This is a genomic window from Lachnoclostridium sp. An14 (genome assembly GCF_002160755.1).
Lineage (GTDB): Bacteria > Bacillota > Clostridia > Lachnospirales > Lachnospiraceae > Lachnoclostridium_A.
The window spans coordinates 1-24,448 of the sequence record NZ_NFLE01000035.1 but is presented as its reverse complement, the minus strand read 5'-3'; the positions used below and the strand labels follow the sequence as shown (position 1 = coordinate 24,448).

General features: G+C 56.7%; 19 protein-coding genes. 2 read left to right on the top strand and 17 right to left on the bottom strand.

Annotated elements, in window-relative coordinates:
* Positions 1-57: 57 nt before the first annotated feature.
* From B5E84_RS16060 to B5E84_RS16025, 8 genes are all read right to left on the bottom strand, one after another.
* Positions 58-1,101, bottom strand: a complete 1,044-nt coding sequence (locus B5E84_RS16060; RefSeq protein WP_087224577.1) for an NAD/NADP octopine/nopaline dehydrogenase family protein — start codon at positions 1,099-1,101, stop codon at positions 58-60.
* A 10-nt stretch (positions 1,102-1,111) separates the two neighbouring features.
* On the bottom strand, positions 1,112-2,416 hold the full coding sequence (locus B5E84_RS16055; RefSeq protein WP_087224576.1) for an L-cysteine desulfidase family protein: 1,305 nt from the start codon (positions 2,414-2,416) through the stop codon (positions 1,112-1,114).
* 11 nt (positions 2,417-2,427) lie between these two features.
* Positions 2,428-4,089 carry an FAD-dependent oxidoreductase gene (locus B5E84_RS16050; protein WP_087224574.1) on the bottom strand — a complete coding sequence of 554 codons (1,662 nt, stop codon included), beginning with the start codon at positions 4,087-4,089 and terminating at the stop codon, positions 2,428-2,430.
* Complete coding sequence (locus tag B5E84_RS16045) at positions 4,082-4,333, bottom strand: 4Fe-4S dicluster domain-containing protein (RefSeq protein WP_087224572.1); 252 nt, start codon at positions 4,331-4,333, stop codon at positions 4,082-4,084. The genes B5E84_RS16050 and B5E84_RS16045 overlap by 8 nt, the downstream gene beginning before the upstream one ends.
* A 33-nt stretch (positions 4,334-4,366) precedes the next feature.
* A complete protein-coding gene (locus tag B5E84_RS16040; protein ID WP_087224570.1) occupies positions 4,367-5,821 on the bottom strand; it encodes an SLC13 family permease in 1,455 nt (484 codons plus the stop codon).
* Between the two features lie 312 nt (positions 5,822-6,133).
* Positions 6,134-7,444, bottom strand: coding sequence for a putative ABC transporter permease (locus B5E84_RS16035; protein ID WP_087224568.1), 1,311 nt, complete (start codon positions 7,442-7,444; stop codon positions 6,134-6,136).
* Between the two features lie 84 nt (positions 7,445-7,528).
* The gene (locus tag B5E84_RS16030; protein WP_162612878.1) at positions 7,529-8,545 is read right to left on the bottom strand and encodes a suppressor of fused domain protein; all 1,017 of its coding nucleotides are present in this window, start codon (positions 8,543-8,545) and stop codon (positions 7,529-7,531) included.
* Positions 8,546-8,758: 213 nt separating this feature from the next.
* The gene (locus tag B5E84_RS16025; RefSeq protein WP_087224631.1) at positions 8,759-10,351 is read right to left on the bottom strand and encodes an amidohydrolase; all 1,593 of its coding nucleotides are present in this window, start codon (positions 10,349-10,351) and stop codon (positions 8,759-8,761) included.
* Positions 10,352-10,541: 190 nt separating this feature from the next.
* Here B5E84_RS16025 and B5E84_RS16020 point away from each other — a divergent pair, with 190 nt between their 5' ends.
* A complete protein-coding gene (locus tag B5E84_RS16020) occupies positions 10,542-12,530 on the top strand; it encodes a PstS family phosphate ABC transporter substrate-binding protein (RefSeq protein ID WP_242963413.1) in 1,989 nt (662 codons plus the stop codon).
* Positions 12,531-12,873: 343 nt separating this feature from the next.
* Here B5E84_RS16020 and B5E84_RS16015 read toward each other — a convergent pair whose 3' ends face one another.
* The 6 genes from B5E84_RS16015 to B5E84_RS15990 all read right to left on the bottom strand — a co-directional run bounded on the left by B5E84_RS16015 (position 12,874) and on the right by B5E84_RS15990 (position 19,976).
* Positions 12,874-14,046, bottom strand: a complete 1,173-nt coding sequence (locus B5E84_RS16015; protein WP_087224562.1) for an aminotransferase class I/II-fold pyridoxal phosphate-dependent enzyme — start codon at positions 14,044-14,046, stop codon at positions 12,874-12,876.
* Positions 14,047-14,119: 73 nt separating this feature from the next.
* Entirely contained in the window at positions 14,120-14,713 is a 594-nt protein-coding gene (locus B5E84_RS16010; RefSeq protein WP_087224560.1) for an MBL fold metallo-hydrolase, read from the bottom strand.
* Between the two features lie 135 nt (positions 14,714-14,848).
* Positions 14,849-15,916: a 16S rRNA (cytosine(1402)-N(4))-methyltransferase RsmH gene (gene rsmH / locus B5E84_RS16005; RefSeq protein ID WP_087224558.1), complete on the bottom strand. Its 1,068-nt coding sequence runs from the start codon at positions 15,914-15,916 to the stop codon at positions 14,849-14,851.
* A gap of 32 nt (positions 15,917-15,948) precedes the next feature.
* Positions 15,949-17,811, bottom strand: coding sequence for a DNA helicase RecQ (gene recQ, locus B5E84_RS16000; RefSeq protein ID WP_087224628.1), 1,863 nt, complete (start codon positions 17,809-17,811; stop codon positions 15,949-15,951).
* 158 nt (positions 17,812-17,969) lie between these two features.
* The gene (locus tag B5E84_RS15995; RefSeq protein ID WP_087224556.1) at positions 17,970-19,313 is read right to left on the bottom strand and encodes an amidohydrolase; all 1,344 of its coding nucleotides are present in this window, start codon (positions 19,311-19,313) and stop codon (positions 17,970-17,972) included.
* 390 nt (positions 19,314-19,703) lie between these two features.
* Positions 19,704-19,976 (bottom strand): acylphosphatase, encoded by a 273-nt coding sequence (locus tag B5E84_RS15990; RefSeq protein ID WP_087224554.1) that lies wholly within the window; start codon positions 19,974-19,976, stop codon positions 19,704-19,706.
* 134 nt (positions 19,977-20,110) lie between these two features.
* Here B5E84_RS15990 and B5E84_RS15985 point away from each other — a divergent pair, with 134 nt between their 5' ends.
* A complete protein-coding gene (locus B5E84_RS15985; RefSeq protein WP_087224552.1) occupies positions 20,111-21,061 on the top strand; it encodes a DUF5688 family protein in 951 nt (316 codons plus the stop codon).
* On the opposite strand, the gene feoB is transcribed toward B5E84_RS15985, so the two are convergent.
* The 3 genes from feoB to B5E84_RS15970 form a co-directional block, all read right to left on the bottom strand.
* The gene (gene feoB / locus B5E84_RS15980) at positions 21,058-23,058 is read right to left on the bottom strand and encodes a ferrous iron transport protein B (protein ID WP_087224550.1); all 2,001 of its coding nucleotides are present in this window, start codon (positions 23,056-23,058) and stop codon (positions 21,058-21,060) included. The genes B5E84_RS15985 and feoB overlap by 4 nt on opposite strands.
* The gene (locus tag B5E84_RS15975) at positions 23,051-23,281 is read right to left on the bottom strand and encodes a FeoA family protein (protein ID WP_087224548.1); all 231 of its coding nucleotides are present in this window, start codon (positions 23,279-23,281) and stop codon (positions 23,051-23,053) included. Before B5E84_RS15975 ends, feoB begins: the two co-directional genes overlap by 8 nt.
* A 234-nt stretch (positions 23,282-23,515) precedes the next feature.
* A partial coding sequence (locus B5E84_RS15970) for a UPF0236 family transposase-like protein (protein WP_204248604.1) occupies positions 23,516-24,448 on the bottom strand: 933 nt, incomplete at its 5' end.

Here is a 24,448-nt window from a genome sequence, read left to right as displayed (position 1 = left end):
CTCTGCCACAACCGCCCAATTACGGAAAAGGCCCCTGCGCCCAGGAGCCTTTCCCTTTTAAAATACGTCTTCCCCGTCCTTTCCCAGCCACTCCAGCGTCCGGCCGGCACTGTAAAAATCCGTACCGCTCAGCTTTCCCGCCAGGGTAAAAAGAGCCTCTGTCACCGGCATGGAAACGCCCAGCCGCCTTCCCAGGGAGACCAGAAATGCCATCCCGCAGGACGCGTCCTCTGTAACATAGCGGTGTCCCAGTCCGTCCGGGCCGGACAGGCTACAAAACGCCTGAAGCTCCGGATGGCGTTCCCTCTCCCTCAGCATGGTGAGAAACGGCCCCACAGGGGCGGAATAACACTCCATTCCGGCTCTCTTTAAAACCGCTCCCCGCTCCTGCTCCAAAAGCTCCACACACCGGATGTAACCGTCGCTGAACCCATCGGTAAACAGGGCGAACCCCTCCCCTTTTTCAGCGATCCCGCCAAGGTTTAACAGCACGCCGGGAAGGTGGGTGAGTACGTTGGGGGAATTCAGACAGTTTTCCGCCAGTCCCGCTCCCGGACGCAGGAAGAACAGATCTCCAAACCGGTGGGATGCCTCCTCCGTGCGGCCCTTTCCCAGGGCGGCGATCCTCTTTTCCCCCGGAGGCATGGCGGAGACGTAGTGCCCCGGCCCAAGCCTTCTGCAGGCCCATGGACACTCCCCCAGCTCTGCCAGCAGCCCCCAGGCAGCTTTCGCCTTTTCAAACACCCGGCGAACCGCTACGGACCCCAGATTTCCCGGTATGAGAAGAAGATCGTGATTGGATTTTACATAAGGAGCCATCAAAGCAGCCGTCTCCTCCTGCCGTCCGCTGGATACGCACACCAGGACCCGTTCCGCCTCCATGGCCTCCTCCAGGCGATAGGTCAACACGGCCGGGCGAAGGCCTGATGTCAGTCCCGGGCCTTCCACCTGGATTCCCTTTTCCTCGATTACCGCGAAATCCTCCCGGCACTGCTCCTCTTGATCCCACCAAATGACCTCGCAGCCTTTCTGGACCAGCCAGGCGGCCGTGACGGCTCCCGCCGCCCCGGCGCCTAAGATGGCAACCCGTTTCTCTCCCATTTTTTCTCTCCTACTGCTTTTGCCGCTCCTCAAAGGTGGTCAGCGGAAAAATCTTCCGTTTTTCAAACAGGGACCGGCTCAGCTCCCGGTCGCTGCCCACCATGGCATAGAGGGCTGTTTTGCCGATGATTTCGATGGAATCGTCCACTGTGGCCCCCAGCACTCCCTGATTGTTGGCAAGGCGCACGCCCTTTAAGGCCAGATCCGAACACTCCAGGGCGATTCCTGTGCCGGAGGAAATCCGCAGAGCACAGGCCAGTTTCGCGCCGTCGCAGACCACGCCGAACACGTTGGGAATGGTATTCTGCATGGCGGCGGCCACCTGCTCGTAGGTTCCGTTTCTCATCAGGGTGGCTCCGGCGCTGATTCCAAGAGCCGCCGCCACCTCACAGGAGCACATGGACGGAGACTTTCCAATCCGGTGAATGATGGAAATGGCCACCAGATAACTCATGGCAATGCCCCTGAGCAGGCTCTCCTCGTCCGCGTTTACATCCTTCGCCAGGCTCACCAGAGGCATAGAGGCGGCGATTCCCACATTTCCCTTGTTTCCGCAGGTCATGGCCGGATGGTTCACGCCGGACATTCTGGCCTCGCAGCCGGCAGCAGCATAGGCCTTGGCCCTGGTAATATAATTCTGATGGCCGCTGTGGTACAGCTCATAGCCGATCCCGGCTCCCAGGCGGTTTTCCAGGGTGGCGTTTGCCAGCCGGGTATTGTAGGCCGCCGCGTCCTTCAGAAATTCCAGTTCCTGGCTGTCCAGGCTGGTCACCATATCGTAAAAGTCCCGCACCTTATATTTGAGAATGGGAAGTTTCCCGGACTGGGCGGAAACGTCCGGCTCACGCTCCACGAGAATTTCCCCGTTTTTCTCCTTTAAAATCAGGCCGTCACTTCTCTGGGACACCACAGCCCGTCCCGTTCCCTTATCTGTATGTACGGTGATGTCGCAGTAAATTCCCAGATCCTGCAAATCCCACTGCGGCTTGATGGTCACCAGCTCCGCCACCTTTCTGGCCTTTAACTCTCCCTCCGGCGTCACGGTGTGGAGCACCTCCAGGCCGGCGGCGGGGTCTCCGCACACCGCCCCCAGGGCTACTGCCATCTCCGTTCCCAGCATCTGAGAACCGGGAAATGCCACATCGTCGATTTTCGCGCTCATGCACCAGTCTAAAATGGCATCAATAGATAAAATCTCGCCGCCGATGGCGTCATAGGCTTCCGCCGCGCAGTAGCAGACGGCGATGGGGCCCGTACAGCCCAGGGCGGGCTTGATTTCCTCCCTTAAAATCTCATATAGCTCCCTGTGTTTCATGTGATGTCACCTCAAATTTTTTTCATTTCCGTGCAGTCTTTCCCGTCCACCTTCTGAATCGTCATGGACAGCGGATTCCACAGCGGATTGGTGTAGGGATAGTCCACCCGTTTGTGAAGGCCTCTGCTCTCCTTTCTGGCCAGAGCGGACAGAAGGATCAGCCGTCCCAGAGCCAGGATGTCAAACGCCTCCAAGGCCCGCATTAATTCATGGGAATTGGCGCATTTAATCCGTTTCCGGGCAATCTGGTCCAGTTCCTCCAGGTAGTACACGCCGCAGGACAGAAGGGTCTCTGACCGCGGAGTCTCAATGCTGGCGTAATCCCGCATAATATTCTGGACCGCGTGGTTTAACTCCTCCCAATAGCTCCCTTCCTTCCGCTCCATCAAAGAGCTGTAAAATTCCTGAGCCTCGCGGATTTCCGGCGCGTCCGCGATGTCCACGTAGCCATCCACAGCCTTCACGTACTCCGCCGCGTTTTCCCCGGCGATCCGTCCTGTCACCGCCGCGCCGCTGACGCCGCAGAAAAAGTTTCCGCACTCATCCCCGGCACTGTAGAGGCCGGGCACATTGGTCTCGCACTTTTCATTGATGCAGGTGCCGCTGTACTGAATATGGGGCAGATACCGTCCCCACTCGATCATATCCTCCTCCAGCCGGATCCCCTGCTGGTCCATGGCATCTAAAAGGGAGCTGATGCCCTCGCTGTAAAAGCACTCCTTCATGTGCTCCATAATCGAAGTGGGATTTTCCGTACAATCCATAAACACTGGTCCGGTGCCGTTCTTTTTGCTCAGATCAAACACATCATGGCAGATGTCCGTGGTAATGTCCTGCTCTCCCGGCTCCGGCCGGCCGGCGATTCCCACCGCGTTTCCTTCGGCATCGCAGCAGGCCCCGATCCAGGTCCCTTTTCCGCCGCGGACAAAATACCGCGGGCCGATGTGGGCTCTGGGCTTGTCAAAGTTTACCATGGTGGCGCCGATTTCATAGGAGGCCACACGGCCGGTTCCCGTACCTGCCGGGCAGTTTGCCACGTTGAACAGACAGGAGGGCGCCACCGACGGGTAGACACGGGCCCCCGTTCCCGTCACGCTGATAATGCTCTTTGCCTCATACACCTTGATCTCCGGCTCAGCCTTGGAAATGTCGATAGCAATCGCGCCTACCACACGGCCGTCTCTGGAAATATACCGGGTCACGCTGGTGCGGTTGTCAATGACGGCGCCCCATTTTTTTGCCTCGTTGGTCAGGCATTTTTTCTGGTCACGGCCGTCGATTTTTAAGAAACAGGCGGGATGGCCCGGAAGGGTATGGCCCTCAAACACATATTCCTCCCCAAAGGGACGCATATTGATTCCCCATTCCTCCCAGTCTTTTACGATCTCAAAGGAACGCTCCGCGAAAATCCTCTGTACCTTGGGATCCGCGCCCTTGCACATTCCCTGCTCCAGCTCCCTCATAAACGCGTCTACGCTCTCATGGTAGCCGGGGATATAGCAGCCAAAATGATCGTTTCCCGTGGCGCCTCCGCCGCTGCGGCGGGTGTCTGCCTTCTCCGCCACGATAACCTTCGCGCCCTTCTTCGCGGCTGCGATGGCAGCCATGAGCCCGGCGGTTCCCCCGCCGACAATCAGGATGTCACACTGTTTTGGAGCATTGATTTTAATCATGAGTCACACCTTCTTTCTTCATCACAGGTTTCGGCCGGCGAAGCAGCATCATGGGCAGGGGGTAGATCATGGAAATCGCCCCTACGGGACAGTCAAACTCACAGGCACGGCAATGCCAGCACTCATTTGGGTAAAGAACCTCCGGTTTCTGCGATTTTACCACAGGCCCATACACATCCAGCGGACAGATCTGGGCGCAGGTGGTACAGCCGATACATTTTTCCTTGTCAATTACAGGCGGCATACAACACACTCCTCTCAAAACTCTGTTTTTTCTTTACAGTCCCAGCACCCCGGCGATGACCGAGATGATCAGCCAGCACAGCACGCAGGCCATGGGACCGATTTTCCATAAATTTTTTGTTCCAATCCACTCGTTTCCGTTGATCAGCGCCGCGGTGGATGAGCCGCTGGGGAACAGCACCGCGATGTGCACGCACATCACTACCGTTACTACCGCTGCCGTGGGGTTCATGCCCACGCTGTTTACCGCCGCGTATACAGCAGCCATCAGGATCATTCCCACCGGCCCGTTGGTCATCACGTTGGTGATCAACGTGGCTACCAGGCCGATGAGGATCACAAACACAAAGGGCGACGTATTGGTGGCCATGGGGCTGATAAACGCCTGCAGGGCAGCCGGAAAACCGCTGGCCTCATTGCTCATGATATTGGCTACAGGAATAGCCGCAGCCAAAAGCAGGATGGAGTTCCACTCCACATTTCCCACCATTTTCTTAAAATTGATAATCGGCGCCCCGTCTACCCGCATCAGGCACATAAGCCCCACCAGAAGGATGCAGATCCCAGTGCTGCCCAGTTTCTTCAGAAATACGATCAGCGGGAATGTGGAGCTGGGGAAAAATCCCGGCAGCAGCATCATCACCATCAGCAGGATCAGGAAAAGCAGGGTGATTTTCTGCACTTTGTTCATCTGGATGCCGTCCTCCCCCATGAGGGTTTCGGCGTTCAGCTCCTTTAAGCTTTTCATATCCGGTCTAAAAATCAGGTTGGCGATAAACAGGTAGGCAATAATGCACAGCATCGTCGCTAAAATCACGATCAGCATATAAGATCCCAGAGGGATCGGGCTTCCGGCCAAGCTCTCGTACACGCCCATTACCAGCAGCGGGATGGACTTAAACGGGATGATACAGTCTCCCAGCTGGGCGATCAGCGCCGTCCCGAATATGAGAATCAGCGGGTAGCTGTCCCCCTTCTTAAACCCGCACTGCTCACTGATCACGTAAGCCAGGCTCCATCCGATGACGATCGTAGGCGTGGCGCTGGTGACTCCGCCCAAAAATGCCATCACCATCAAAAATACAAAGGTAAACACCCAGGGACGCCCCAGCACCGCTTTTCTGGTGATGCTCCACACCGCGATGATGCGGGAAAGTCCGTAGTGGGCAAAGGTTCCGCAGAAAATAAAAATGAAGAACATCAGCACCACGTTGGATTCTCCAAAGCTGGCCTTCAGGACATCGGCGGCAGACATATATCCGATCTGCGTGAGCGCCACCAGCCCCGCCAGGCTGGGCCATGCGATTTCCACAAAAATCCATCCGTACACCATCCCCAGAAAGATGCCCAGGATCTGCATTCCCAGGGTGGTAATCGGGGCAACCGGCGGCAGATACCCGAAACCAAACATGATGATCAGACAGATGGCGGAATTGATGTAATATTTCGTATTTCCATGTTTCTCTGCCGTTTTTGTAGCAGATACCATTTCTTCCTTCCTCCTTTTTCCCCCTCTTTGCTAGCATTTTGGGCTTTTCTAAAGTGTAACATTAATGGAAATTTGTGAAAAGAATCGAATTATGATGGGAACCCATCGGAAATTTGTATATATAGAACAAATTTTTCAGAAACAGAAATGAGCTTGCGAGGCGGCATCTGCTGCTGCGGCAGCCGCCATTCGCCTCCCCGCGGAGCGCATTCTGGTGGAAGGCTTTTGGGCCGCGGGAAACGGCGTTCCCTACCACAGAAAAAGGAGCCGGCTTTGATATACCGGCTCCCGCTTTCACGTTCCATATCCCTTCTACGCCCGCGTTGCATTCGGATAAATCCTCTCCATCACCTCGTCCCCATAATGCTCGTCCATCATTCGCTCCCAGCCGCTTTCCGCCTCCACGCCGCGGCACCGCCTGTCGTAGCGCGTAAGGGCCATGGCGCTCACGGTCACGTTGGCTGCCATAAACAGCGCCAGCGCCCAGGTGAGGGGTTTTCCCACCCTGGCGGGAATCCTCTCGATCCATCTGGAAAACGGGGGATAAAGCCCCTTCATCCACACCACCGCCGCGATTCCCCAGAAAAAGCAGTAGAGCAAGTTGATGCGTCCCCCCAGGTTAAAGGGGATCTGGCTGTAATCCCAGAACACCGTCCCAAAGCACAGCTCCGTAAACACGCTGCACAGATACTCATAAGCCCCGCCTAAAAACGTGCCCGCCAGAAACAGAAACCGGTCTGAACGGTCCTTATATTTATACAGCAAGGCTGTGGCCGCCCCCAGGGCAATGCCCCACACCAGGCTGAACGGCCCCCACACCACGCTGCTGCGGCTCATCCACACTCCTGCCGTGGCGCGGCAGAACAGGGTTTCCGTCACATCCCCCAGAAATGCCCCGATGAAGAACAGGAGAAAGATTTTATAAAAACAGGCCCCTTGCGCGAACACCGCCGTCTGGCTCCGGGTCCGTTTCCGCTCCAGCGCCTGAGCCACGTCCAGAGTGCCAAACACCCGCTCCAGACGCCGTCTGGTGAGCCTGGAAAGCCAGTCCCGCAGCCCCAGGGTGAGCCGGGTGATGGCCCCGTCTACCCGCTCCAGGCGCGGCATCAGCCCCTGTCTACCGTAAAGGGCGATTAAGGAGCCGGCGGCGTCAATGGCCGTCAGTCCCACAAGCACCCACAGCACTACCTTTCCCGCCGTCCCCGGCAGAAACCCGTACAGGTTCAGCAAAAACGGCGTTCCCCACTGAACCGCCATACTGCCCAGCACGCCCCACAGGGCGGAATAGGGAAGGCAGATATAGCCGTCCAGGTTCCAGCGGATGGCGGAATAGTCCCACCAGCGGCCGTACCAGGAGCGTTCCAGAATGTGGCCGGCGATCCACTCCAGCACCGTTGACCAGATGGCGCTGCCCAGAAACAGAAACAGCCAGTTCCCCCGCAGTTCCGGCAGCGCCAAAGATAAAAGGACCCCGGCAAAACCGTAAATGGCGCACAGCGGCCCATCCAGCAGGCCCCGGTTTTCAAAGTGGCGGCGGCGCACCGCGGCCGTCACTGTCTCCATCACCCAGCCGAAAAAACCGTAGGCAAAAAACAGCCACAGAATTTTATAGATCACTCTCATACCTCCCTGGAGCCGCAGGCCCCGCGTTTCTTTCCCTCAAATGGAAAACGGCAGCCCGGAACCCTCTCCGCAGCTGCCACCCGGTTACTCCGGAAGCACATCCACTCCCACATCCGTCCCTTCTATCTGATACCGTCCCGCCGGAGAGCCTAAAAGCCGGCACAGGCTGTCTAAGCCTCTCTCTGTGAGGGTCATGTGGAAAATGCTGTTTTTTAATACCATCCGGTCCTCCGCTCCCGGCTGAAAACGCACGCCGCCGTCCCGGCCTTCCAGGTAGAGCTGCCGCCCTTTTCCCACTCTGGCTGCCAGCATGGTGCGCAGAAGTTCCTTTCGTCCCTTCTCCACCCGCAGCACGCCCTGGCCTTGACGGATTTCTCCCGACACGCCGTTTACGTACAGAAAACTGGTGGCGGAGCCGTCCCGTTTTACCCCGCTCTCCCATACTGCCCGGAAATCCTCCCGCTCCATCACGGAAGACCTAGCCGGATCCGTAATCCCTCCGGGAACAAAGCCCTCCAGCTCCCGCAGGAAACATTCCCCGCTCCAGCACATCAGCCCCTCCATCTCACCGGCGGTCAGGCCCACAGCCTGTAAAAACGCCACCTTCCCGTTTGGCGTCTGAAGGGCCGCAAGCTCCGGATCTGCCTGGAATGCCAGGGCAGTGAGCGTTGTCCCCTCCGGGGAAATGGGGCCGCCGCAGTCCATGTAATGGCCCGGCGCAAACCCGCTGCCGGTGGAAAACACGTAGGTCGCCAGCTCCTGCAGCAAATTCATGGGCCACACCGGCGGCTCCGCCTCCTCCCCTTTTTTCAGGCGGAACGTGAGCTCAAAGCCATAGCCGCTGTTGTCCGGGTCGCCGCACTCCTTTTCATACAGCTCGGAAAATCCGTAGGTGACGTACAGCCAAAAGGGCTGCTCTCCCGCTATGGCCCGCACCTCGATCCCGTCTAACGTCTCCCGTTTCTTCAGGGTCTTGGCAGCGGTCACCTCATAATACGTTGCCTCCACTCCGGCGTACTGTTTCTCCAAAGCCTGGGAAATGGCGTCAAATCCCCTTCTGTCCGGCTCCTGTCCCTCAGTTATTTCCACTCTCTCGTCCATCTCGTTTCTCCTCATGCTCTCTTTTACCGTACATCCTGTTTCTCCGTATGGTATCCGCGGCCAGCTCCCGGTCCCGTTTTGACAAGCCCCTTTTCCAGCCGCGGGGATTCTTTCATTTTACCACAAAGCGCGGCAGGTGGGTAGCCCTTTCCGGAACGGCCGCACGAAACCGCACGAAAGAGCTAAAATGAGCCGGCCGTTTTCCGGTTTCGCTTATTTTTCCCTGCGGTACACCGTTTCTCCGGCTTTCACCGTCTCTAACACCTGGATCTTTCGCAGGCAGGAAGGAGCCGTCTCCAGCGGATTTTTGTCCAGAATCACCAGATCCGCCTGCTTTCCCGGCTCCAAGGAGCCTTTTTCCTTTTCCTCAAAATACTGATACGCCGCCCGGATGGTCACAGCCCGCAGCGCCTCCAGAACGGTCACCTGCTCCGAACCTCCCAGCAAAACGCCGTCCCTGGTACGCCGGTTTACCGCGCACCAGACCGTTTCCAGCATATCCGGCCGGATGACGGGAGCGTCCTGGTGAAACGTGTAGGGAAGTCCCAGTTTCCCCGCCGATGCCGCCGGGCTGATCGACGCCGCCCGCTCCAGGCCGAAGTTTTTGATGTGAGTATCTCCCCAGTGATACACGTGAGCCACAAAGAAGGAGGGAATCACCCCTAGACGCTTTAACTCCGGGAGCTGATCCAGTCCCAACAGCTGGGCGTGAATCATCACCGGGCGGACCCGCTCCGGCCGAAGGCCTTCCTCCTCTGCCCGCTTCAACGCCTGCAAATACTGCTCAGCCGCCCGATCGCCGTTGCAGTGGGCCAGAATCTGACGCCCGGCCCCGGCCGCCGCGGCAACGGTTTCATAGACCTGCCCATCCGTGAGAACGGGATAACCGCAGTCCTCCCCGCCCACATACGGCGTCCGCATCCAGGCCGTCCGGCTTTGAGGTGAACCGTCCAGAAACATCTTGCAGCCGCCTAAGCGGAACCCGTTTTCATACTGCCCGTCCCGCGGCGGAAACGCCTGGTAAAAGGATTCCATGTCCGCGGCAGACGGATAGCCTACCACCTCCAGCCACAGCCTCTTTTCCCCGCAGAGTTTCTGATACAGCGGGAGCATCTGCCGGGTCATCAGCCCTTCCTGCACTGTAGCGATTCCGTAGGAGGCGTACATCCGCTGGGTCTCCTCGTAGGCCTCCATCAGCTCCTCCTCCGTGGGGGACGGCAAAAGCCCCAGGACGGAGAGAAAGGCATTTTCCTCCAGATACCCCGTAGGCTCTCCCGCCTCCCTCCAGATCCTTCCGCCTGCGGGGTCCGGAGTGTCCCTGCCGATTCCCGCCGCCTGCAGCCCCATGGAATTGAGCACGCCCACATGACCGGATTTGTGCTGCAATACAATGGGATGGTCCTTGGAGGCCAAATCCAGCACCCGGCGGTCCGGCACCCGCCCTTCCTTTAAGCGGCCAGGATCAAAATCCCGGATAGCCACCCATTTTCCCGCAGGAATCTGTTTCTCCCGGATGTAGCCGCGGATGTTTTCCACCAGCCCGTCAAAGCTTTCCGCCCCTTCCACCGTGCCCTGGAGAAACGCGCTGGCACAGGCGGAAAAATGGCTGTGAGCGTCGATAAAAGCCGGCATCACCGTCTTTCCCTCCAGCTGCACCACCTCCGTTTCCCCGTCTCCCGCCAGGCCGCGCACCTGGGTTTCCGCACCCACTGCCAGGATCCTTCCTTCCTCCGTAAGCAGCGCCTCCGCGAAACCGTCCTCCGCCATGGTAAGAATGGTTCCTCCTACATATAATTTTCTGCCCATCGTCCTTCTCCTTTCTTCTGCCGTTTTGCTCAGTATATCCCATCCTTCCCGTTCCCGCAAGGCGGGGATGAAAAGTCCAATATTCCTGTACCGGTATTTCACAGGACCGAACCGGTATGTTATAATGAATGATATCAAATTGCCGCAGTCTGTTTTCCCGTCCAGCTCACGGAAAGGAGGCGTCCAGCCTATGAAAAAATATTTGTCCCTGTTTCTTTCCCTGCTGGCCCTGTGCCAGCTCCTCACGTCCTGTTCTCCCCTGAAAACGCCGACGGAAACCACGCCGGATGCTGTTTCCCAGACCGCTGACGACACCGGCGCGGTTGGCGCGGACGGGGAGACGGAGGGCTCTGAGCCTGTTTCCAAAGAGACGGACAGCGCGGGGACAGATGGAGAAAAGGCATCCCAGGCTTTGCCTCCCCTGGCTCCGCCTCCCATCGCGGCGGATTCTTTCCCGAAAATCGACGGCTCTACCGCCACTCTGCCCATTTCCCACGCCCTTTACCGTCTGGTCACCGGCGCCGGACAGCGGGAGGCGGAGGCCGCCATCACTCACTATAAGACTTCCGCCGCCTATTGGAACCTGTACGACGGCGAAGAATACTCCCCCGATCTGGTGATCGCCTACGAACCGGACGAGAAAATGCAGGCGCTTTTAACGGAACCGGACTGCCCGCTGGAGCTGCGGCCTATCGGCCGGGACGCCCTGGTCTTTATGGCAAACCGCTCCAATCCCGTCCATTCCCTCACCAGAGAACAGATCGTAGCCATCTACTCCGGGGCCATGACGAATTGGGCCCAGACCGGGGGCACGGATCAGGAGATCACCGCTTTCCAGCGCCCGAAAGGCTCCGGCAGCCAGAGCCTTATGGATAAGCTGGCTATGAGGGGCACGCCCATGGCGGAGGCCCCCACAAGCTACTATATTTCTGAAATGGAAGGGCTCTTAGAAACCGTCGCCTCCTATGACAACACCGGAGGCGCCCTGGGCTATTCCGTGTACTACTACGCCCGCAATATGTATCAGAAACCAGAGCTGCGTTTCATGGCTGTGGACGGGATCGAGCCATCCACGGAGACCATCCGGGACGGCAGCTACCCCTATGTCAACGATTTCTACGCCGCCGTCCGCAAAGACGCTCCCGCAGGCTCTCCCGCCCGCATCCTCTTTGACTGGCTCACCTCCGACGACGGCCAGGCCCTGATCAACGGGCTGGGTTACGTGGGCATCCGCGATGTGGAGCGATCCTTCCCGCCTGCTCTCGCCCAGGAAACCGCCGCGCCCTCCGGCGTCCTTACGTTTCCGGAGGGAACCGTCCTTCTGGGGGATGGAAACTACCTCTACGGAGAAAATGGGCTCGCCGTTTTCAACTCCCGGATGGAGCAGGTCACCTATCTGCCCCAGGTATCCTTCGCCAGTCTCAGCACTTTTACAGAATGGGACGTGTCGCGGCCTCTGATCCTCTCGGATTTGAACGTGCCGGAGGACAAAATCCCCCGGATGGGGCTCTACTCCCTGAAGAAAAACCGCTGGCTGCTGGAACCGGACTATTTAAGCATCACGGAAGATCAGGACGGATACCGCCTGGAAAAAGGCGTTTTCGACACCAGCTCCCAGTCCTGGAACTGTTCCTACGGCCGGGCCGGCGCAGACGGACGTCTCCTGAGTATGGGAGAACCCACCGGAACCAGGACCTTCCCCGACTACTTCCGCGGATACCCTGACAATCCGGCGGCTTTCGCAGAGGCCTATCCGGAGCTTCTATCCCAATACGGGGCGTCAAAACAGGATGTACGCTATTTTTATCCCATCAGCGGCGGGGATACGATTCCCTATCTGGAAATTGGAACCGTGAATCACTATTTCCGTCTGGACGGGACCTGGCTGTTTGACTATGACACCAGCGGATTCGCCAACCGGGACGACCTCTATTTGGATCCCATGGTGATCGACGATTCCACCGCCATATTAAACGTCTACTCCCCGGAACAGGGCAGTTTCCGCCATCTGTACCAAGACGGCACCCTGATCAAAACCATCACCCCGGCTCCCAATCAGAGTCTCTGCGGAACCGGCCCCCATTTTTACGCCGTAACCGCAGGAAATTACATCGACATCTACACCCTGGACGACCAGCTCTGCGCCCGGTTTCTCCAGGGATTCAGCCGGCTGGACTAATTTCCGGGACAGGGATACCGCCCTTATCAGCGTTTTAGGATCTCCATAAACTCCTCGCCGGTAATCGTCTCCTTCTCATAAAGAGATTTAGCCAGCCCGTTCCGTTTCCCTTCTTCCCTTCTTATAAAAAGTGTGCGCTTGGCGCACACTTGCGCCGGAGCGCGGCTGCGCCAGCAGTCCTATTCCTCCCCGCGGAGTGCGCCTTCTTGCGGAGCATTCCTATTTAACAGGAAACGCAGTTTCCTGTTAAATAAAAAAACGGCCCAAAACAGGAGAGCATCTGCTCCCCCCTGTTCTGGGCCGCTTATCTGTGAATCTGTTTTAGGGGCCTTTTCCCCTTTTGTCACCTTTTTTTCAAAATCCCGCTCTGATCCACAGCCGCCACTGCCCGCTCAATGGCCTCCTCGTCCTGAACCAGGGCCAGGCGCACAAAGCCTTCCCCGCAGGCTCCAAACGCGCTCCCCGGCGTGACGATCACCCCGGCCTTCTCCACCAGATCCATTACAAACTCCTGGGAGGTGGCGTAGTGCTCCGGGATGGGCGCCCACACAAACATGGTAGCTTTCGGTTTTTCCATATGCCAGCCGATCCGGTCAAAGCCCTCGCACAGCAGATCCCGCCGTCTCTCATAAGCCTTTCTGGTGGTCTCCACGCAGGACTGATCACCGGTGAGGGCCGCCACCGCCGCCATCTGAATGGGCAGGAACATCCCGTAATCCATGTTGGATTTTAACAGTTTCAGCCGGGAAACCACCTGTTCATTTCCCAGGCAGAACCCGATCCTGGCTCCAGCCATCCCATAGGTTTTGGAAAGGGAGTTGAATTCCACTCCCACCTCCTTCGCCCCCGGAAAATTCAGGAAACTGCCACAGGAGGCACCGTCAAACACCAGCTCGCTGTAAGCGTTGTCATGGATCACGATAATATCGTACTTCCTCGCGAAGGCGATCAGCTCCTCGTAAAAAGAATCCGGCGCCATGGCCGTAGTCGGGTTGTTGGGGTAGGAAACCACCATCAGCCTGGCCTTCCTGGCCACCTCCTCCGGGATTTCGCTAAACTGGATCAGATAATCATTCTCCTTTTTCTGCTCCATATGCCAGATCCGTCCCCCGGCAATCTTGGGGCCGTCCCCGAAGATAGGGTAGCAGGGCGCAGGCACCAGAACCATATCTCCCTCGTCGATCACCGACAACGCAATATGGGCCAGTCCCTCCTGGGAGCCGAGAAGGGAGCAGATCTCTGTCTCCGGATTCAGCTTTACGCCATACCGCCTGTCGTACCAGCCGGCCACCGCCTCCAAAAGCTCCGGCCGGTCACTGATGGCATAGACATAGTTCTTCTCGTCTGCCGCCGCCTCACACAGCGCCTTGCGGATATGATCCGCCGGCGGGATGTTGGGCGCTCCTATGCTCAAATCAATCACCGGCTCCCCAGCCGCGATCCTTTTGCTCCTGATCTCCGCCAGCGTGGTGAAGATCCCCTCTCCAAAGCAATCCATCCTCCTGGAAAATTTCATCTGCATCTACCTCCCTGTATTCCCAATTTCAGCCGGGCACAGACTCCCTCCGTTCCGGCTTTTGCCCATTCCTCTACCAGTTTAACGTCTCCCCCGGCTTTACAATCAGCCTTCCATCCGCCTGAAACCGCTCCGCCGTTTCCTGGTCAAAGAGCGCCCCCGGTTTCATATGTACCGGAATGCTGTGAACCGCGCCGATCACCGCCGCGCACTCCGACGCCTCAGCGGCGTCCATATTATAGATCCCGTCAATGGGCAGAAACGCGTAGTCGATGTGCTCGCCCGCCAGCTCCGTCTCCATCTCCTCCGTGCGGGAGGTATCCCCCGCCATATAAAGGGTCTTTCCGTCCACAGTCAGCAGAAATCCCACACATTCCGCCTTGGGATGGTTCTGATTGTAAGCCGCCACGCTGCGAATGGTCACGCCAAACTCCGTCCAGGCCCGGTATTCCCCGTTTTTCAGGCAGTCCGCTGCCCGGTACACCTTTCCGCCTGGTTTCAGCGTCACCAGCTCCACCCGGTTGTGGTCGTGGTGCTCATGGCTCACCAGCACCAGGTCCGCCGGCAGATCATAGCCCTCTCCCACGTAAGGATCCACAAAAATGACCGTTCCCGCCTCCGTCTGAATCCGAAAACTCCCATGTCCCTGATACAATAATTCCGCCATATATCCCTCTCCTTTCCGGCAGACTGTCCCGCCGGAGCCGCTTGACCCGGTTTCGTCCGCTTCTCTTATTTCTCCATCGCTGTGTTCTCAAATTCCCCGTTTCTTTGAAACCGTTTCCTTCCAGCCGTTTCCGCCCTACGCCTTCACCGCCCAGCGCAGTTTCGTGGATCTGGCCCGGCTGTTCCTGGCGCATTCCTCCGCCGACGGCCGGATCACATCCGTGGAAACGGAACGGTACACCCCGGCCCGGCACAATTCCTTAAAGGAGCGTTTCACCATCCGGTCCTCCCCGGAATGGAAGGTGAGAATGGCCGCCCGTCCGCCAGGCACCAGCGCCTCCGGCAGCTTTTCTAAGAATTCATACAGCACCTCAAATTCGCTGTTCACATCAATCCGCAGAGCCTGGAACGTCCGTTGACAGGACTTTTTCACCGCCTCCTTCTGCTCCGATACCGGCAGGAAGGAAAGGGCCCGCTCAATCACCTGTTTCAGCTCACCGGTAGTGTCAATCCGGCCGCCCCGGCGAAACTCCGTCATCACCGCTCTGGCGATCTCCTTCGCGTAGGGCTCGTCGGAATTTTCCACCAGCATTCCCCGCAACTCCTCCTCGTCCACCTCCCGCAGGCGTTCCGCGGCCGTAGCCCCTTTTTCCGGATTCAGCCGCAGATCCAGAGGGCCGTCCGCTTTATAGGAAAACCCCCGCTCCGGGTTGTCAATCTGCATGGAGGAGACGCCCAGGTCCGCCAGCACGAACTGAAACGGCCCCTGTTCCGCCGCCACCTGGTCGATGTTTGCAAAGTTGGTATGGATCACCGTCAAAAGCTCCGGCCCGTAGCCCAGCCGCGCCAGCCGCTCCTTCGTCTTGGCCGACTCAATGGGATCCACATCCAGGGCACAGATATGCCCCTTTCCCTCCAGCCGTTTCAGCATCTCCAGGGTGTGGCCGCCGTAGCCCAAGGTGGCGTCCAGCCCCTTTTGCCCCGGCTGGATGTCCAGAAACTCCAGGATCTCTTTCACGCAGATGGGAATGTGCATCCCCGCCGGCGTGCTCCCCTTCTGAATCACATGGGCCACCGTATCCGCGTATTTTTCCGGATTCAGTTCCTTATACTTCTGTTCAAACCTCGTGGGATGGGTACCGCTGTACCGCGGCCGCCGTTTGTGCACTGCCGCCCCATTTCCCTTTTCCGGTGTATCGCTCATGTTCCCTGCTCCTCCTGTCTGATTGGTTGTTGTTAATCATATACCGGTTCCTTTGCCGCGTCAATACGCCACTTCCCGATTTCCGCCAAAAACCGCTCCCCGTAGCGGCTGAATTTAAACTCGCCCACACCGGTCACCGACAGCATTTCCTCCCGGTCTGCCGGTTTCACCGCGCTCATGTGCAGCAGCGTCTTATCGGAAAACACAATATAGGGCGGTACCTTTTCCTCCCTGGCGATCTCCATCCGCAGGGCGCGGAGCCGCTCAAACAGGCTCTCGTCCGCCTGGGACAGTCCGGCTGCCGCCGTCTTCTTCCGTCCTTTTTTCTCCGCCTTTGGCTGACGTTCCGCCTCCTTCGCCAGTTTCATTTCCACAGACCCCTCTCCATTCAGGAGAGTTTTCCCCAATTCCGTCAGTTTCACCACCGCGTACTCGTCCACCGTCACCGCCAGATAGCCCCGGATCTGCAGCTCGTTCATCACCTGGCGCAGGCGGAACGTGGGAGTTTTGGCCAGACGTCCATAGTAAGGATTCCCGTCCATCCGGTACTGCCGGATTTTGGCCGTATTGGCCCCGTGCACCGTATCCAGGATGACATTCACCCCATACCGCTGCCCGCTGCTTTCCACACAGCCCGCCATGGCCCTGGCCATCTCCGTCACATCCACCGTTTCAAACTGTGTCAGGCAGTTGGAGCAGTTTCCGCAGTAATTGCCCCCATACTCCCCGAAATACCGCAGAATATAGTCCCGCAGACACTCATTCGTAAAGCAGTAAAACGTCATTTTCCGCAGCCGCTCCCGATCCCGCTCCATCACAATCGCCCGGGTGGCCGGATCCAGCTCCTGATTGTCCTGGTTATTTTCAATAAAAAGCTGATTGGTGATCACATCCTGGCCGCCATAGAGCAGGATGCACTCCGCCGGCTCCCCGTCCCGGCCAGCCCTTCCCGCCTCCTGATAATAGCTCTCCATATTTTTCGGCATACTGTAGTGGAGCACAAAACGGACGTTGGACTTGTCAATTCCCATGCCAAAGGCATTGGTAGCTACCATGATCCTGGCCCGGTCGTAGATGAAATCGTCCTGGTTGTTCTTCCGCTCCCCGTCGCTTAAGCCAGCGTGATACCGGGTGGCTGAAATGCCGTCTGCCCGCAGTTTTTCGCACACGTCCTCCACCTGCTTTCTGGTGAGGCAGTAGATAATGCCGCTGTCCCCGGGATGGGTGTCCACGTAATTTTTTACCGCCCCGTATTTGTCCTTGGGCGACAGCACGCCGAAATACAGGTTCGGCCGGTCAAAACCGGTGGTCATCACCGTCGGCTCCCGCAGTCCCAGGATCCGGACAATGTCGTCCCGCACCTGGCTGGTGGCCGTGGCCGTAAAAGCGCTCACCACAGGCCGTTCCCGCAGCCGCTCAATGAAATCCACAATTTTTAAATAGCTGGGCCTGAAATCCTGTCCCCACTGGGAAATACAGTGGGCCTCGTCCACTGCCACCATGGAGATTTTCACCTGATCCGCGAAATCCAGAAATTCCTCCGCCAGCAGCCGCTCCGGGGCGACGTAAATAATGGGGTAGCGTCCTGCCCTGGCATATTCAAGAGCCTTGTAATACTGGGAAACGGTGAGCGAACTGTTTAAGAAAGCGGCGTGAATGCCGGCCTGATTTAATGCTCCCACCTGATCCTTCATCAGGGAAATCAGCGGGGAAATGACTAAGGTAATCCCGTCCATCATCAGAGCGGGAATCTGGAAACACAGGGATTTCCCGGCTCCCGTCGGCATAATTCCAAGGGTGTCCCGCCCGGAAAGGATGCTGTCGATCAGCGTCTCCTGACCCGACCGGAATTGGTCATAGCCGAAGTATCGTTTCAGTATTTCCTGTTTGTCCATAAATTGAAAGCAGATTCCTCCTGTCGTACCGGTTTTCGCCGGATAAAATGAAAACGCAAGCTCCCGCCGCCTCCGCGGGAAACCTCTTTTTCTTTCCCGGCGGCCCCGTTTCCACAGAGCCGCCGGTACCTGAAACAAACCTCTCTTTTTCTCGCTTTTTACACGATCTCAAGGGGCGCCATGGGCAGCTCCTCCACAGAGGTCATGCTGTCCATAAACTCGATATAGGACTCCTTCGTCATCACAGCCTTGTAGCTGTCCAAAAGAGCCTTTGCGTAATTTCCGCCGTTCTTCAAAAGCTTGTAAGTCGTAAGGGCGAAAATTTTCGCCGTCACCACATAGGCCAGGTACTCGTCCGTCACCCTCACGTCCGGGTTATGGAGCTGGCCCTCGTAGCCGCCGGTGGAAAACTGCAGCAGCGGCATCAGGCAGGACACGTCGCCGAAATCGGTGGAGGCGCAGATGTGCTCGTCTGCCCCCTGATAAATGATCTTGTACTTGCCGTCAGCAACCTCCTCCAGCGCCTCTTTTAACGCCGTCACATCACTGCAGGGCACTGTGGGCATATAGCCCGGCACCGTCTCGATTCTCATGGCGCAGCCAGTGGCAATGGCACCTGCGCGGAACGCCCGGTCCGCTTTCTTTGCCGCGTCCACGTAAGCCGGAATGTGTTTCGCGCGCACGGAGCTGTCCAGCTGCACGTGATCCGCGATAATATTGGCCGCGCTGCCGCCCTTGGTAATCACAGAGTGCAGGCGCACAAAATCCTTCTCCTGAAAGCTTTCCCGCTGCATATCCATGGCATGGAAGGCCAGAACCGCCGCGTTCTGGGCGTCTATGCCGCAGTGAGGAGCGGACGCCGCGTGGGAAGACACGCCGGTGTAGGTGATCACCTTGTTTACAAAGCCGTTGCTGCTGGCGTTGCTCAAACGCAGATCCATTCCCGGAGCGGTGTGATGGCCCACGGCAATATCAATGTCATCCATGGCGCCAATGCGGATCAGCTCGCATTTTCCGCCGCCGTAGCCCAGCTTTCCCTCCTCCATCAGCTTTTTCTTGTAGGGGACATCCACATACTCCTCTGCGGGAGCCGCCATAAACACTACATTTCCGTCCATAGCCGCCTTTACCTCCGGATCAGTGAGGGCAAACATGGCTCCTACCACGCCGGCCAGCTGAGCGTTGTGGCCGCAGCAGTGGGACGCTCCCGTCTCCGGATTGGCATCGGGATGATTGGGAATGGGCAGGGCGTCCATCTCGCCGATCACGCCCACAGTGATCCCTTCGCTCCCTTTTCCCTTCAGATAGCTTTTCACGCCGGTAATCGCCAGACCGGTTTCCGTCTCCAATCCCAGCGTTTCTGCGACCTCCGCGAACTTCCCGGCAGTGCGGAATTCCTTATATCCCATCTCCGCATGGTGCCAGATGTCACGGCCAAAGGCCTTGATTTCTTCCTGCTTTCCGTCAATGATTTCACAGATTCTCTGTTCTATTCTGTCCATTACAACCCCTCCTCCTCGGTATCAATACTTTATAGTTAATTCCTTTTTGGGGAAAATGTCAAGTATTTTTCTGACAATTTATCATATCATGAGTAACAGTTCAGCCATGCAGAAACATATGGTAAAACACTGCGTGGGAGCTTGCTCACTAAGCAGTGTTTTACCATATGTTTCTATAGGGCGGACGCCCGGCATGAATAATTTGACAGCTAACAACATTTAACGTTAGCCAATTTTGTAGAATCCGTCAAATTATGAATGGCATGGCTGAACTGTTACTATCATGGCAAAATCCTCTGGCGGAACCCCACTCCGCCCGGCGAAACACAGCCACCGGCAAAACCGCGCTCCGGCGCGGGAGCGCCCTGTCCTCGTTTTATTCCCTTCGCCTCAGTTCCGGATCCGAAACTCCCGCTCCTCCTCCAGCGGAACCTCCCAGCTCTCCATCTGATCAATGGAAACGCTCCAGCCGGATCCGATCTGGTCAATCATCTCCCGGATGGCGTAGTCCTCTCCCTGGACCTCCATTTCCACCCGTCCGTCCATGAGGTTGCGCACCCAGCCGGTGAGCCCCAGCTGCTTAGCCGCGTAGTAGGAACGGTAGCGAAAGCCCACGCCCTGCACCATTCCGGAAAAAAAGATGTGTCTCCTGATTTTTTTCATTTTTTTCAATTCCCCCTTGCAATCGCGGTCGTGACCCGCTATAATGAGACTCACATATTGAGTTCGCAGCCCGGTTCCGGCAGCTGCACTTCCATTTCTGAATTTCTATTTTTCACATCAAAGGAGGTATACACATGGTATACAAAACATTTCTGGAAACCGTCGCGCTCCGCCTTCAAAACCTGATCGGTGACCAGGCCGCCGTATCTCTGAAACAGATTCCCAAAAATAATGGCGTCATATTGGACAGTCTGTGCATCTGCCGTCCGCAGGATTCCATCGCCCCCGCCATCTATCTGGACAGCTATTTCCGCCAGTACCAAAACGGCGTCCCCATTGATTCCATTATAGCTGAGATCTGGGCTGTTTACCAGGAAAATTCTCATCCGGACGAGGTTCGTTTCCGGAATTTCACCTCCCTCTCCCATGCCAGGGACCACATCGTTTACAAGCTGATTTCCACCGCCGCCAACCGGACCTTGCTGCAGTCCCTCCCCCATATCCCGTTTTTAGACCTTTCCATCGTCTTTTACCTGATGTTTGACGACGGGGAAACCTGCTTTTCCTCTGACATTGACGAACGACAGCTGGCCCGGTGGGAAATGTCCATAGACGAACTGTTCTCTCTCGCCCTGGAAAATTCCCTGTCCATGCTGCCGCCCACAGTGCGCAGCCTGTCCGACGTCATCCGGGGCATGGCCGCCGCCCACCTGGGAGATGAGTACGACGCCGACCTCATTGCAAAGCTGGTCTCCGAACAGAACGTCTCCCACCCCCTCTACATTCTCACAAACACTGCGGAGTTTCACGGGGCCGGATGCCTGCTTTATCCCGGCCAATTAAAAAACTTCGCGGACGCTGCCGAAAGCGACCTGATCGTCCTTCCGTCCAGTATCCACGAAGTTCTTCTCACCCCGGACCGGGGCAGTTCCCGTCATTCATTTTTCAGCAATATGGTTTCCCAGATCAACGAGGACGAGGTGCGGCGGGAGGAACAGCTCTCCGACCACATTTACCTCTACTCCAGGGAAAGCGGGCGTCTCTACACGCCTTCCGGGGAATCCGCGGCGATTCCCTCCTGCTAAAACAGCCGGCTGCCCAGCTGGTAAACCAGCACCGCCCCCGCCCAGGCTACCAGCAGCTGGAATGCCACCATGCGCAGCGTCCATTTCCAGGAACCAGTCTCCCGGTGAATGGTCGCCACCGCTGCCATACAGGGCGAATAGAGCAGACAGAAGATCAACAGCGCATAGGCGTTTACCGGCCCAAAGCCTGTCTGTCCCAAGGCGGCCGCCAGGCTGCTCATGCCGGCGTCGGAATTGATGTTGCTGATCCCGTAGAGCACGGCAAAGCTGGACACTACCACCTCCTTGGCGGAAAGCCCGGAGATCAGGGCAACGCCGATCTGCCAGCTGCCCAGTCCCGCGGGGATCAGCACCGGCACCAGGATACGGCCCACCATAGCCGCAAAGCTCTCCGATACGTCAGCTACAAAGCCCGCAGGCCCGATGTTCAGCACAAACCAGAGTACAATGGAGGCCACGAAAATGACGGTTCCAGCCTTGCTCAAATAGTCCTTTACCTTATCCCATACGTAAATGGCCACCGTCCTGGCATTGGGGGTCTTATACTCCGGCAGCTCGATTAACAGGGCGTCCCCCTCCGCGTCCCGGGAGGTTTTATGTACGATCAGCGCGATCAGTATGGCCATCAAAAGGCCTACCAGATACAGGGAGTAGGCGATCAGCAGGGCGTGCTCCGGGAAAAAGATTTCCGCGAACAGCACATATATCGGCAGTCTGGCCGAGCAGGACATAAAAGGCGTCACCAAAATGGTCCTGCGGCGGTCTCTCTCACTGGGAAGGGCCCTCGTGGCCATCACCGCCGGAACGGTGCAGCCAAAGCCCAGGATCATAGGCAAAAACGCTTTTCCCGACAGTCCCACCATACTCATGGTCTCATTCATCACGTAAGCCACTCTGGCCATGTAGCCGCTGTCCTCCAGAAAGGCCAGGGCCAGGAACAGGATGAAAATGTTCGGCAGGAACGTGAGAATGCCTCCCACACCCGCGATAATCCCGTCCACCACCAGGGAAACGATCCAGGAGGAGACGTTCAACCTCGTAAACAGCGCCAGCACTCCGGCGGAAAAATGCTCCAGGCCGATTTCAAAATACCCCTTCAGGAAGTCTCCCACTGTAAAGGTGAGGAAAAATACCAGCGCCATTATCCCCAGAAAAATGGGGATTCCCCAGACGGGGTGAGTCAGCCAGGCGTCGATGCGGTCTGTGGATGCCGCTTTCTCCTGCTTGTTGAACAGGCATTCCTCCACCAGCTCCTCGATATAGTCGTATTTCTCATTGATGATGCGCTTTTCGTAGCTCTCTCCCGCAATATGGCTCACGTCCACCGGATGGTCCCGCTCTACTTCCTCGTCGTGCTCCAAAAGCTTGATGGCGTGCCAGCGCATATTTTCCATCTCTCCGTATTTCATCCGGAGGATTTCCTCAATCTGGCTGATCTTGCTTTCAATGTCGTCATCGTAGCGCACCACGATGCCCTTCGGGCCTTCCTCATAGTGGTGCACCACCGCGTGGAGGAGCACATCCAGGCCGGTCCGTCTTCTGGCGGAGACCGGAACCACCGGAATCTCTCCCAACATCTCCGGCAGGCGGTGCAGGTCGATTTCCATGCCCCGCTCCTCCACAATATCCATCATGTTTAAGGCCAGGATCACCGGTTTCCGCAGCTCCAGAAGCTGCATGGTCAGATACAGATTTCGTTCCAGACAGGACGCGTCCACCACGTTGATGATCACGTCCACCTGGTTCTCCTCAATACATTTTCTGGTGACAATCTCCTCGATGGTATAGGAGGTCAGGCTGTATATGCCGGGAAGGTCAATGACCTTGATGGGTCTCCCCTTATAATTCGTCTCGCCTTCCACTCTCTCCACCGTTACACCAGGCCAGTTTGCCACCTTTAAATTTGCCCCTGTAAAGGCGTTGAACAGTGTCGTTTTTCCGCAGTTCGGATTCCCTACAAACCCGACCCGGATGGTTTTCTTATCCGTCTCAGGCATTCTCCGGTCCTCCTATCTCGATTCCGTCGGAAATTTTTTGTCCCAGGGCCAGTCTGGTGCCGCGAACCTTGATGATCACCGTTCCGCTGCCCTTCTTATTCATCAGCGTAACGAGGGTATCCTCGTTTACTCCGAGAGCCTCCAGCCGTCTGGTGAGCCGTTCCTCCGTGAGAACGCTTTTCACCCGGTAGGTCTCTCCTATTTTTCCTTCATGTAGTTTCATTCTCTTGTTCCCCTCATGTTCTCGCCGGAATTCGCCTCCGGCCGGGCCATGGTTTCCCATGTAAAAAGCGCAGCGCTGGCGGCGAACACATCCCGCGTCCGCTCCCCGCACGCACTGCGCTTATTGTAACACCGATAAAACCAAGAAGTCAATTATCCTTCTAATTCCAGATGGTGTAACTCTACCTGGGGAACCATATAGGCAGACTCCACCTGTCACTTTTCTTCATTCCTGTCAGCATATTCCGGCTATTGCCGATTGGAAATAGAACTTCGCTCCAGTCTGTCTGCTCACTGTTGCCTGTAACGCCTCGATGTATTTCCCGTTTTTCTTTTGCTTTTGTTTTTCCCAAGCAAGGATCTCATGCGCACTAAAGCACCGTTTCTCATCTTCCTTTTCTGCTCCCTCTGTTCCTTCCGTCTTCAAAGGCAACAGCAACTCTGACAAGTCCCTTCCGTTTTTCAAATAGATTCTCAACTGGGCCACATGATCGGCTCCTTTTAGACTCCATCCCATTGGCCTGCTGCTCATTCGGGCCGACAACATATGGCTCACATGGCTTTCCGTGCTACTGCCGATATTTTCCTCTGTTTCCTTCAGACGCTCCTGAATCCCCTTCCAATTCCGTTTCAGATAACTCCACGCTTTTTGCAGCTTATTCTGTTTTCTTTCCGTTAACCGGGCATACTTTTCCTGAATCCATTCTTCTACTTTCCTTTTTTGATTTTCTCGGATCCAGGTCAGTAGTTCTTTTTCCGCATCTTCCTTTTCGGTCAGTCTACAGATCCTTTTTACATACTTCCTCAAATGGAACTCGTCCAATACGAACGTTCCTCCCAACATCTGTTGTCCCTTTTTCATCCATCCGCCACCGTCTGACTGGAAACGGATTTCTTCTAATGTTTCCATGTCATACGTTTTTTGGATATAATCATAGACCTCTTTCCACAGTTCCTCATTTTCCTTTCCTGGACGTACTCCGCCAAAGTAGAAGGGATGTTTTAATTGATTCCGTTTTCCGTTCGTTTCGATCCCTTCGTGGACGTATACGAGTTTTACGATCTGCTGGTTATCCCCGTGTCCGTTCCAACGTTTTACATCCCCTTTTTTCTCATGAAACTGTAGCGCGATATGATCCTCATCCGCCTCCACATACAGCGTTTTTAC